General features: G+C 63.8%; 9 protein-coding genes. 6 read left to right on the forward strand and 3 right to left on the reverse strand.

Going from position 1 to position 11,571, the window contains the following annotated elements; all coding sequences use genetic code 11:
* The first annotated feature begins 7 nt into the window (after positions 1-7).
* Both AC1MGT_RS15075 and AC1MGT_RS15080 read left to right on the forward strand, forming a co-directional pair.
* On the forward strand, positions 8-796 hold the full coding sequence (locus AC1MGT_RS15075; protein ID WP_499500824.1) for a class II glutamine amidotransferase: 789 nt from the start codon (positions 8-10) through the stop codon (positions 794-796).
* A 97-nt stretch (positions 797-893) separates the two neighbouring features.
* Positions 894-2,171, forward strand: a complete 1,278-nt coding sequence (locus tag AC1MGT_RS15080; RefSeq protein ID WP_499500825.1) for an EAL and HDOD domain-containing protein — start codon at positions 894-896, stop codon at positions 2,169-2,171.
* 256 nt (positions 2,172-2,427) lie between these two features.
* Here AC1MGT_RS15080 and metH read toward each other — a convergent pair whose 3' ends face one another.
* Positions 2,428-6,198 carry a methionine synthase gene (gene metH / locus AC1MGT_RS15085; RefSeq protein ID WP_499500826.1) on the reverse strand — a complete coding sequence of 1,257 codons (3,771 nt, stop codon included), beginning with the start codon at positions 6,196-6,198 and terminating at the stop codon, positions 2,428-2,430.
* Between the two features lie 236 nt (positions 6,199-6,434).
* On the opposite strand from metH, the gene AC1MGT_RS15090 reads away from it, so the two are divergent.
* Positions 6,435-6,665 (forward strand): BrnA antitoxin family protein, encoded by a 231-nt coding sequence (locus tag AC1MGT_RS15090; protein ID WP_183557529.1) that lies wholly within the window; start codon positions 6,435-6,437, stop codon positions 6,663-6,665.
* Positions 6,666-6,761: 96 nt separating this feature from the next.
* Here AC1MGT_RS15090 and fmt read toward each other — a convergent pair whose 3' ends face one another.
* Together fmt and def are read right to left on the reverse strand one after the other, a co-directional pair.
* Positions 6,762-7,709: a methionyl-tRNA formyltransferase gene (gene fmt, locus AC1MGT_RS15095; protein WP_499500827.1), complete on the reverse strand. Its 948-nt coding sequence runs from the start codon at positions 7,707-7,709 to the stop codon at positions 6,762-6,764.
* Entirely contained in the window at positions 7,709-8,248 is a 540-nt protein-coding gene (def, locus tag AC1MGT_RS15100) for a peptide deformylase (protein WP_499500828.1), read from the reverse strand. The genes fmt and def overlap by 1 nt, the downstream gene beginning before the upstream one ends.
* Positions 8,249-8,529: 281 nt before the next feature.
* On the opposite strand from def, the gene AC1MGT_RS15105 reads away from it, so the two are divergent.
* The 3 genes from AC1MGT_RS15105 to AC1MGT_RS15115 all read left to right on the forward strand — a co-directional run bounded on the left by AC1MGT_RS15105 (position 8,530) and on the right by AC1MGT_RS15115 (position 11,461).
* Positions 8,530-9,651 carry a LysM peptidoglycan-binding domain-containing protein gene (locus AC1MGT_RS15105; protein ID WP_499500829.1) on the forward strand — a complete coding sequence of 374 codons (1,122 nt, stop codon included), beginning with the start codon at positions 8,530-8,532 and terminating at the stop codon, positions 9,649-9,651.
* Between the two features lie 7 nt (positions 9,652-9,658).
* The gene (gene dprA, locus AC1MGT_RS15110; RefSeq protein WP_499500830.1) at positions 9,659-10,789 is read left to right on the forward strand and encodes a DNA-processing protein DprA; all 1,131 of its coding nucleotides are present in this window, start codon (positions 9,659-9,661) and stop codon (positions 10,787-10,789) included.
* 213 nt (positions 10,790-11,002) lie between these two features.
* Positions 11,003-11,461 carry a Smg family protein gene (locus tag AC1MGT_RS15115; RefSeq protein ID WP_183556726.1) on the forward strand — a complete coding sequence of 153 codons (459 nt, stop codon included), beginning with the start codon at positions 11,003-11,005 and terminating at the stop codon, positions 11,459-11,461.
* Positions 11,462-11,571 lie beyond the last annotated feature (110 nt).

An 11,571-nucleotide genomic window follows, 5' to 3' on the forward strand; every position in this document is an offset into this window, starting at 1 on the left:
TGTACCCATGTGCCAGTTACTTGGAATGAACTGCAATGTCCCCACTGACATTGTCTTCTCTTTTACCGGCTTCGCCCACCGCGGCGGCCGCACCGATACCCACCATGATGGCTGGGGGATCGCGTTCTTCGAAGGGACGGGCGTACGCCACTTCGTCGATCACCAGGCAGCGATTGCGTCGTCGATCGCCGAGCTGATCAAGCGTTACCCGATCAAGTCCACCAACGTCATTGCCCATATCCGCAAGGCCACCGTCGGCCAGGTGGCGCTGGAAAACTGTCATCCGTTCGTGCGTGAGTTGTGGGGCCGCTATTGGGTGTTTGCCCATAACGGCGACCTTAAAGCGTTCGCGCCCGTCCTCGATGGCGCATTCCGGCCCGTCGGCACGACCGACAGCGAGCTGGCCTTCTGCTTCCTGCTGCAAAGCCTGCGCCGCGAGTTCGGCGATACGGCGCCCACGCGCGCCGCGCTCGCTGGCGCACTCGAGCGCATCATTCCCGGCATCGCCGCCCATGGCACCTTCAACATGATGCTGTCCGATGGCACGGCGCTGTACACGCATTGCTCGACCAAGCTGTGCTACGTCGTGCGCAAACACCCGTTCGTGACGGCCTGCCTGTCGGACGAAGACCTGTCGGTCGACTTTTCGCAGGTGACGACGCCCGATGACCGGGTCGCGATCATCGTGACTGAACCGCTGACGACGAACGAGGCATGGACCCATTTCGCGCCGGGCGAACTCAAGGTGTTCGTCGATGGCTTGCCGCAGGATGTGGCGACCTTGTCAGCGGGTTGATCGTTCCCCAACATTCTCACAAAAAATTTATGCTAGGAAACCCAACTGTCATTGGGATGCGGTAAAGTAGATCGGTTGCCGCGATATTGAGAATGATATGACCGATACAGCCCGCCTCGACGAGGCATCCCAGCCACTGCGCATGCGCAATTTCTTCTTGGCGCGCCAGCCGGTGCTGGACCGCAACCAGGCACTGTATGGCTACGAATTGCTGTTCCGCGGCAGTGCCCAGGGGCCGGCGGAGTTCGAGTCCGGGCTGTCGGCCAGCGCCAGCGTCATCCACCACGCGTCCCAGCTCGGCCTGCCACGCGCGATTGGCGATGCGACGGCGTTCATCAATGTCGACAAGGACGCGTTGATGAGCGACATGTTCGCGTTCATGCCGCGCGAGCGCACGGTGCTGGACATCGTCAGCTCGGTCGAGCCCGATGCCGACGTCATCGAGCGCATGACGCATCTGGCGTCGCACGGCTTTCGCTTTGCTGCCGAAGCGTCGGCCCACGGCCAGGCGCTGTCGCGTTTCTTGCCTGTGATCGATTTCGTCAAGATGGACCTGCGCGCGCTGCCGCTCGTGACGATGCTGTCGCTCGCACCGCGCCTGCGCAACACCGGCAAGCGGCTGGTTGCGGCGAAGGTCGAGAACCTCACCGAATACCGGACCTGCCTGGACGTCGGCTTCGACTATTTCCAGGGCTATTACTTTGCCAAGCCATCCGTGATCGCAGGGCGCAAGTTGTCGCCGTCGCAGACGACGGTGCTCGACCTGATGAACCTGATCACGTCGGATGCCGACAATGCCGAAATCGAGCAGGTGGTCAAACGTGAAGTGACGATTGGCCTGAACCTGCTGCGCCTGGTGAATACGCCGGCAGTCGGGGCAGGGCGCCGCATCGAATCGATCAGCCAGGCCTTGAACCTGCTGGGCCGGCGCCAGTTGCAGCGCTGGCTGCAGATCCTGCTGTTTGCCGAGCCTGATGTGCGCGGCCACAGCCAGAGCCCGCTCCTGATGCTGGCCACGACCCGCGCGCGCCTGATGGAGCTGCTGGCCCAGCGCATGCGCCCGGCGCAGCGCAACGTCGCCGACATCGCGTTCACGGTCGGCATGATGTCGCTGATGGACACGCTGTTCTGCATTCCGATGCGCGACATCGTCGAACAGATCCCCGTGATCGACGAAGTGCGCACCGCGCTCCTGAACCGCACGGGCTTCTTTGGCGAGCTGCTCAAGCTGGCCGAATCGATCGAGCGCATGGACGACGAGCAGGACGACATGCTCGCCGGCCTCAAGTCGCTGGCCTTCGACGGCGACGACCTGGCCGAGCTCGAAGTGGCCGCATTCGAATGGAGCGACAAGGTCGTACGCTACGCGATCTGACGCCACCAGCAGCATCACCCCGACCGGGCCGCCAGGAAACTGCCGGCCCGTTTCGCATCCCGCCACAGAAAAGCAATTACCCAACAATTAGGGTCAGAGTCGAATTGTTTGACAACTTTTCCAATTTGCATGGCCTCGAATGGCCCAGCCCGTTGTCAAAGAGAGCAATTGCTCAATAATTCGACTCTGACCCTAATTAAAATTAGTGATCTCAGGAAAAATTACTTATTAATTCTACTCTGACCCTAATTGTGGGTCAGGAGAGGTTGGGGGCCAGGTGGCGTTCGACTTCTTGTTTGTCCATGTTGCGGCGGGTGGCCATGTCGTCGACCTGGTCGTTCCCGATCTTGCCGACGACGAAGTACTTCGAGTCGGGGTGGGCCAGGTAGAAGCCGGAGACGGCGGCGCCGGGGTACATGGCGTAGGACTCGGTCAGTTGCATGCCGATTTCTTCGGCTTGCAGCGTGGCGAACATGTCGGCTTTGACTGTGTGCTCGGGGCAGGCCGGATAGCCGGGGGCAGGGCGGATGCCGAGGTATTTTTCGGCGATCAGCGCTTCGTTGCTCAGGTCTTCGCCGACGGCGTAACCCCACAGGTCGGTGCGCACGCGCTCGTGCAGGTATTCGGCGAAGGCTTCGGCCAGGCGGTCGGCCAGCGACTTGAGCATGATCGACGAGTAGTCGTCGTGCGCCGCTTCGAAACGCTGCTCGTGCTTTTCGATGCCCAGGCCGGCCGTCACGGCGAACATGCCGATATAGTCGGCGACGCCGCTGTCCTTTGGTGCGATGAAATCGGCGATGCACTGGTTCGGGCGCTGCTCGCCGTTCACCATGGGTTTCACGCCCTGCTGGCGCAGGCCGTACCAGGTCAGCGCCACTTGCGAGCGCGATTCGTCCGTGTAGATTTCGATGTCGTCGTCATGCACCGTGTTCGCCGGCAGCAGCGCGATGACGCCGTTGGCCGACAGCCAGCGGCCTTCGATGATTCGCTTGAGCATTGCCTGGCCTTCGGCAAACACCTTGCTGGCGGCGTCGCCCACCACCGCATCGGTGAGGATGCCGGGGAACGGGCCGGCCAGATCCCAGGTCTGGAAGAACGGACCCCAGTCGATGTAGCGCGCGATCATGCCCAGGTCGACGTTCTTGAAGATGCGGCGGCCAATGAACTTCGGTTTTACCGGTGCGAAATCAAGGCGTGCCTTGTTGGCGCGGGCCTGCTCGAGCGTGAGCATCGGCAGCGCCTTCTTGCTGGCGTGCTGGATGCGGATGCGTTCGTAGTCCTGGGCCAGCTCGATGATGTAGGCGTCACGTGTGTCGTCCGTGACCAGCGACTGACCGACCGAGACCGAACGCGATGCATCCGGCACGTATACCACCGGGCCGTCGTAGAACGGCGCGATCTTCACGGCCGTGTGCGCGCGGCTGGTGGTTGCGCCGCCGATCAGGAGCGGCATCTTGCGGTCGCGGAAGTACGGATCGCGCTGCATCTCGCGCGCCACGTGCGCCATCTCTTCTAACGATGGCGTGATCAGGCCCGACAGGCCCACCATGTCGGCGTTTTCTTCTTTCGCACGCGCGAGGATGTCCGCGCATGGCACCATCACGCCCATATTGACGATCTCGAAGTTATTGCACTGCATGACGACCGAGACGATGTTCTTGCCGATGTCGTGCACGTCGCCCTTGACGGTGGCGATTACCATCTTGCCCTTCGGCTTGGAGACGATGCCGGTGCGCGCTTCTTCAAGCGCCTTCTCTTCTTCGATGAACGGCACCAGGTGCGCCACGGCCTGCTTCATCACGCGCGCCGACTTTACCACCTGCGGCAGGAACATCTTGCCCTGGCCGAACAGGTCGCCGACGATGTTCATGCCGTCCATCAGCGGGCCTTCGATCACGTGGATCGGGCGGCCGTTCGCCGCCAGCACCTGCTGGCGCATTTCTTCGGTGTCCTCGACGATCCACTGCGTGATGCCGTGCACCAGCGCGTGCGCCAGGCGCTTCTCGACCGTCGCTTCACGCCACTCGAGGTTCTGTTCCTGCTTGTTGCCGCCGGCTTTCAGCGTGCCGGCGATCTCGATCATGCGTTCAGTGGCGTCCTTGCGGCGATTGAGCACGACGTCCTCGACGCGCTCGCGCAGTTCGGGCGCCAGGTTGTCGTAGACGCCGACCATGCCGGCGTTGACGATGCCCATCGTCAGCCCCGCCTTGATCGCGTGGTACAGGAACACGGTGTGGATCGCTTCACGCGCCGGATCGTTGCCGCGGAAGCTGAATGACACGTTCGACACGCCGCCCGAGATCTTCGCGTACGGCAGGTTGTCGCGGATCCACTGGCACGCCTGAATGAAGTCGTTGGCGTAGTTGTCGTGTTCTTCGATGCCGGTCGCGATCGCGAAAATGTTCGGGTCGAAGATGATGTCTTCGGGCGGGAAGCCCACCTGCTCGGTCAGCACCTTGTAGGCGCGCGCGCAGATCTCGGTCTTGCGCGCGAAGGTGTCGGCCTGGCCCTGCTCGTCGAATGCCATCACGATCACGGCCGCGCCGTAGCGGCGGCACAGGATCGCCTGGCGAATGAATTCTTCTTCGCCTTCCTTCATCGAGATCGAGTTGACGATCGCCTTGCCCTGCACGCACTTCAGGCCCGCCTCGATCACCGACCACTTGGACGAGTCGATCATCACCGGCACGCGCGAAATATCGGGCTCCGACGCGATCAGGTTCAAAAAGCGCGTCATGGCCGCCTGCGAGTCGAGCATCGCTTCGTCCATATTGATGTCGATGACCTGGGCGCCGTTCTCGACCTGCTGGCGCGCGACCGACAGCGCCTCGTCGAACTGCTCGTTGAGGATCATGCGTGCGAATGCTTTCGAACCCGTCACGTTGGTACGCTCGCCGACGTTGACGAACAGCGACGACTCGTCGATCGTGAACGGCTCGAGGCCCGACAGGCGCATCGCCACCGGGATCTCGGGGACCTTACGCGGCGCGTGCTGCTCGAGGATGGTCGCGATTGCGTTGATGTGCTCCGGCGTCGTGCCGCAGCAGCCGCCGGCGATATTGATGAAGCCCGCGTCCGCGAATTCACGCAGCAGCGCGGACGTGTCTGCGGGCAGCTCGTCAAAGCCCGTGTCGCTCATCGGGTTGGGCAGGCCGGCGTTCGGGTAGATGCAGACGAACGTGTCGGCGATGTTCGACAGTTCTTGCGCATAGGGGCGCATCAGGGCCGCGCCCAGCGCGCAGTTCAGGCCAATCGTCAGCGGTTTTGCGTGGCGCACCGAGTTCCAGAAGGCCGGCACGGTCTGGCCCGACAGGATACGGCCCGAGGCATCGGTCACGGTGCCCGAGATCATCAGGGGCAGGCGCGGCACACCCGGGTGTTCGTCGAAGTAGAGGTCGATGGCGAACAGCGCCGCCTTGCAGTTGAGCGTATCGAAGATCGTCTCGACCAGCAGCACGTCGGCGCCGCCATCGACCAGGCCGCGCACCTGCTCATGGTAAGACGCGACCAGCTGGTCGAAGGTCACGTTGCGCGCCGCCGGGTCGTTCACGTCGGGCGAAATCGAGGCGGTCTTGGGCGTCGGGCCGAGCGCGCCGGCGACAAAGCGCGGCTTGTCCGGCGTCGAGTACTTGTCGCAGGCGGCGCGCGCCAGTCTGGCGGCCTGCACGTTCATCTCGTAGGCCAGGTGCGCCATGTGATAGTCGTCCTGCGCCACGCCGGTCGCGCCGAACGTGTTTGTCTCGAGCAGGTCGGCGCCGGCAGCCAGGTAGCGCTCGTGGATTTCCTGGATGATCTGCGGCTGCGTCAGCGTCAGCAGCTCGTTATTGCCCTTGACGAACAGTTCGCGCGCGCCGCTGCCTTCGGGCGCGGCAAAGGTCGCAAACCGCTCGCCCCGGTACGCCGCTTCATCGAGCTTGTACTGCTGGATGATCGTGCCCATCGCGCCATCCAGGATCATGATACGGCGCGAGAGGATGTCACGCAGCTGGGTTTCGATCGGCGAGATGGCGTTGGAGCGGGCGTTCATGGTGAGGTCTTTCGAGGAGGGCGGCTTGGCAGATGGAGCCTGTTGGGCGGTCTACGATTATACGTCAAGCCGTTGATATCGCTGAAAGTCCGACCCATGTATGTATCCTTTTGTATGTAACATGGCATGTGTTACATGGCGTTACAATTCGCGACTTAACAGCAATCTTTACGTTACATGGTGAGACGACAATGAAGTCAAGCCACCGCGAGTGGCGTGAACAGATGGGATTACGCATGAACAAAGAATACCGACCGGATTGGGATCAGCCAATTGACAGCAGCCCGGACTCAGCAGCATCGTCGAAGCCGCAAGTCGCCAGCAATGGTGTGAAACAGATCGTCACGATCCGTCTGGATGTGGATATGCTGGAATGGTTCAAGACCGCAGGTCCTGGCTATCAGACCCGCATCAACCAGGTTCTGCGTGAACACATGGATGCCCAGCGTAATTCGCAGGCAGAGTAAGCAGTTGCAAGGCGCCGGCGAGGCGCCTTTTTCACGGCGTGAAGACAAAAACGGCAGCCCGCGGGCTGCCTTGTCGTATCCGGAGCCCGTAGCGGCTCAGCTAAAGGTTAATCCCGCCAGCGCAAACCCTTTCAGGAATTCCGCCGCCGCCAGGCGCTTGCCGCCTGGTTTCTGCAGCTCGGTCAGGCGCAGCGCGCCCGAGCCGCACGCCACCACGATTCCGCCCGCATCGGCCTGCAGCACCCGGCCCGGCGCGCCGCTGCCATCGACGGCGTCGGCATGCCAGATCTTGACCGCCACGCCATCGACGATGCCGTTCGCACCGGGGAACGGATTGAACGCACGGATCTTGCGCGCCAGGACGCCCGCCGGCAGCGCGAAATCGAGCTTCGCTTCTTCTTTCGTGATCTTGGCCGCGTAGGTCACGCCGGCCTCTGGCTGCGGCGTGGCCACGAGTTCGCCGGCGGCCATCTTGTGCAGCGCCTCGACGATCATGCGTGCGCCCAGCGCCGCGACCTTGTCGTGCAGCGTGCCGGTGGTGTCGGTGGCGTCGATCGGCAAGCCTTCCATCAGCAGCATCGGACCGGTGTCGAGGCCTTCTTCCATTTGCATGATGGTCACGCCAGCGTCAGGGTCGCCCGCTTCGATCGCGCGATGGATCGGCGCCGCACCGCGCCAGCGCGGCAGCAGCGAGCCGTGAATATTGATGCAGGGGCGGATGTCGAGCGTGCTGCGCGGCAGGATCAGGCCATAGGCCGCCACCACCATCACGTCGTAGTCCAGCGCCAGCAACTGCGCATGGGCCGCGCGGGCCTGTTCGGCGCGCTCCGGATCCTTGCTGTCGGTGCGCAGCGACAGCGGCTGCGCCACCGGCATGCCATGCGCCAGCGCGTATTGCTTGACGCTGGAAGCCTGCAACTGCATCCCGCGCCCGGCCGGGCGGTCGGGCTGGGTCAGGACCAGCGGCACGGTGAAGCCGGCTTCGTGGATCGCGCGCAGGGCGACGGCGGCAAACTCCGGCGTGCCGGCAAAGACGACTTTCATCAACGACGCGCGCCGCGCTGGGCCGCTTCACGCGCCAGGCCGCGCTCTTCCTTCTGCAGCTTGGCCTTGATGCGGTTGCGTTTCAAAGGCGACAGGTATTCGACAAACACCTTGCCCTTGAGGTGATCCATCTCGTGCTGGATGCAGACGGCCAGCAGGCCATCGGCGTCAACCGTGAATTCCTTGCCCTCGAGATCGAAGGCGCGCACCTTGACGCGCGATGGCCGCTCGACGCCGTCGTACACGCCCGGCACCGACAGGCAGCCTTCGTCGTACACGGCGCGCTCTTCGCTCGACCAGGTGATTTCAGGATTGATGAAGACCATCAGATCGTCCTGCGCTTCGGTCACGTCGATCGTGACGACTTGCTCGTGCACGTCCACCTGGCTCGCAGCCAGGCCGACACCGGGCGCGTCATACATGGTGTCGGCCATGTCGGCTACCAGGGTGCGCAGGCGCTCGGTGCCGAATTCGGTCACGGGCGTGGCAATCTTGTGCAGGCGTGGGTCGGGATAGCGAAGGATGTCGAGTAGGGCCATGATCAGTTCGGATTTCGAGAGGTGGGTGCGGTTGACGGGGTGCTGGAGCGCAGGCAATTTCAGACAGCAAATGCGCCACACGCCCCGCAGGACAAACGCCGGTTTGTCTTGCTAGTTCAGGCAATTGTGTGCAGAATTTGATTCTATACAGCAACCCTTCCGTGGGCGGGGAGCGGTACGTCGTGATGCTTCTGGCGCCGCGGCCGGGCGCACTGCGCGCGCGGCCTGCAATCGTATTCGGATTTACGCTGTCTTAACGCCGGACTTAACGGACGTCTTCAATGAAAAATTTTAGCACAGTCATGGCCCATGCTGCAGCGGTGGCCTTGCTGGCCTGCGCCGCGAGCGGCGCCGCCGTGGCCCAGACGGATACTGCCACCCCGTCGGCGACCTGCGCGTTCCGTCCCGACGCCCCCGACAAGCATGTCGTCGTCAAGCGCGACACCCTCTGGGATATTTCTGGCAAGTTCTTGCGCAACCCATGGTGCTGGCCGCAGGTCTGGGGCATGAACCGTGATGAAATCCGCAACCCGCACTGGATCTATCCGGGCCAGGTGATCTGGTTCGACCGCGCGCGCGGGCGCCTGTCGTTCAACCGGCCCGGCGAAGATGGCGATGGCCGGGGCCAGCCGCCGCTGACGCGCCTGTCGCCGCAAGTGCGCAGTGAAGGCACGGGCCAGGGCGCGGTGCCGTCGATTCCCGCTGGCGCCATCGAGCCGTACCTGACCCAGCCGCTGGTGGTCGAAGCCGACGAGCTGGCCGGCGCGCCGCGCATCGTCGCCTCGCAGGAAGGCCGTTTCTACCTGGGCATGGGCGACCGCGTGTACGTCCATGGTGCGCTCACGAGCGACACGGTGTACCAGGTGTTCCGCCCCGGCACCGTGCTGCGCGATCCGCAGACCGGCAAGGTGATGGCGCATGAGGCGGCCTTCCTGGGCAGCGTCAAGCTCGTCACCCCGGCCGGCCCCGGCGTCGATGCGCATACGTTCCAGGTCGTCGACACCGTGCGCGAAATGGGTGTGGGCGACCTGCTGGTGCCGCAGCCACCCACGCCGGTGCGCAACTATGTGCCGCATGCGCCGCTGCAACCGATCGATGCGCGCGTGATGTCGATTTACGCCGGCGTGACTTACGCCGGCCAGAGTCAGGTCGTGACTGTCAACCGGGGCGCGGTTGACGGACTCGATGTCGGCGCCGTGCTGCAGCTCTATCATGTCGGGAAGACTGTGCCCGACCCGGCGAGCCGGGGTTTCCTCGGCATGGGGCGTGCCCAGTTGAAAATGCCTGACGAGCAAAACGGCAGCCTGTTCATCTTCCGCGTGTTCAAGAACGTCTCGTACGGCTTGATCATGACGGTAACAGCGCCCGTGCAAGTCGGCGACGTGGTCAAATCACCGGAGTAACCCTGCCGTGCAGGCCACGGACCCCCACCCAACGCCGGACCAGCACGCTACCCCAATCGCCGACTGGCTGCGCCTGGAACAGGCGGCCGGGGTAGGGCGCCGCAGCGTGCACGCGCTGCTGGCCGTGTTCGGCACCCCCGGCGCCATCCTGCGCGCTGGCCCGCAAGCGCTGAGCGCCCATGTCACCCCGGCCCAGGCACGCGCCATCTGCGCCCCGGTCACGCCTGCACTGGCGGCACTCATCGAGGCCACGCTGGCCTGGCTGGCCGTGCCTGGCCATCATCTCGTCACGTTCGACGACCCACGCTATCCGCCGGCGCTGGCCGAGATTCCCGATCCGCCGCTGCTGTTATATGTCAGTGGCCGCGTAGCAATGCTGGCGCAGCCGCTCGTTGCGGTCGTGGGCAGCCGCAATGCCAGCGTGCAGGGCAGGGTGGATGCCGAGTCGTTTGCCGCCGCGCTGTCCGGCGCCGGGCTGTGCGTGGTGTCGGGGCTGGCGCTGGGGATCGATACGGCGGCGCACGAAGGCGCGCTGCGTGGAGTCGGCTCGACGATCGCCGTCGTCGGCACGGGCCTGGACCGCGTCTATCCGGCGCGCAACCGGGCGCTGGCGCACCGGATCGCCGCACAAGGCTGCATCGTCAGCGAATATCCTCTGGGCATGCCGCCACTGGCCGCCAATTTCCCGCGCCGCAACCGCATCATCAGCGGCCTGGCAGCCGGCGTGCTGGTGATCGAGGCGGCGGCGCAGTCCGGCTCGCTGATCACGGCGCAACTGGCGGCCGAGCAGGGCCGCGAGGTGTTCGCGCTGCCCGGTTCCATCCATTCGGCGCTGACCAAGGGCTGCCACCGCCTGATTCGCGAAGGCGCGCAACTGGTCGAGACGGTGGACGATGTGTTGATGGCCATGCGCATGTCGCCGCTGGCAGGGTTGCCGCAGGTCGATGCTGCCGCACCTGGGTCGGAGGACGACGCCATCCTGCTTGACGCCCTGGGCCACGAACCGGTCGCGCTCGACGAGCTGCTGGCCCGCCTGGCGCTCGATCCGGGGATGCTTGGCGCGCGCCTGCTCGAGCTGGAACTGGCTGGCCTCGTGACCCGGTTGCCGGGCGGCCGCGTGCAGCGCATCTGGCGCTGACAGCGCCGTGGCAGGGGGTGTTTATGACCGACAATGACAGCGGGCTCGTGCTTCCCGATCCGTATTATGCGAATGGTATGTGCTTGTTTTTAATCATTATTAATAAGCTGGCTTATTGAACAAGGCTTGGATACAACGGTTTTTCCGTGGTGCGGCGTGGCTGGCGTGCTCCACTTGTGCCTCACGAAGTTTAGCTGCTACAGTAGCGTCACTATGTTCGACATCCTGGTCTATCTCTACGAGACGTACTACCGTCCCGACGCCTGCCCCGAGCCGGCAGCCCTGGCGCGCAAGCTCTCCGCCGTTGGTTTCGATGACATCGAAATCACGGAGGCGCTCGACTGGCTGGGCGGGTTGACCGACGCGCCACTGCCCGAAACGATCGATGCGTCCACGGGCACCCGTTACTACGTCGACGAAGAATATATCGAGCTCGGCAGCGCAGCGATCGGCTTCATCGCTTTCCTCGAAAGCGCCAAGGTCCTTGGCCCGATCCAGCGCGAAATCGTCATCGAGCGTGCGCTCGCCTGCGACGAATCGCCCATTGCTTTGAGCAAACTCAAGATCATCGTGTTGATGGTGCTGTGGAGTCAGGGCAAGGAGCCGGACGCGCTGATGTTCGACGATCTGTTCAGCGACGACGACGAGCAGGAGCCGCGTTTATTGCACTAAATTCGGTGCAATAATGGTAATACACGAACGGGGCTGCGCGCCCCGTTTTGTATTTCCGGCCTGTCTGTCTGAATGCACCAGCGTGGGGCGGCCCCTTGCCGGAAGCGCGA

The sequence above is a fragment of the Telluria sp. BA11 genome, from assembly GCF_056680305.1.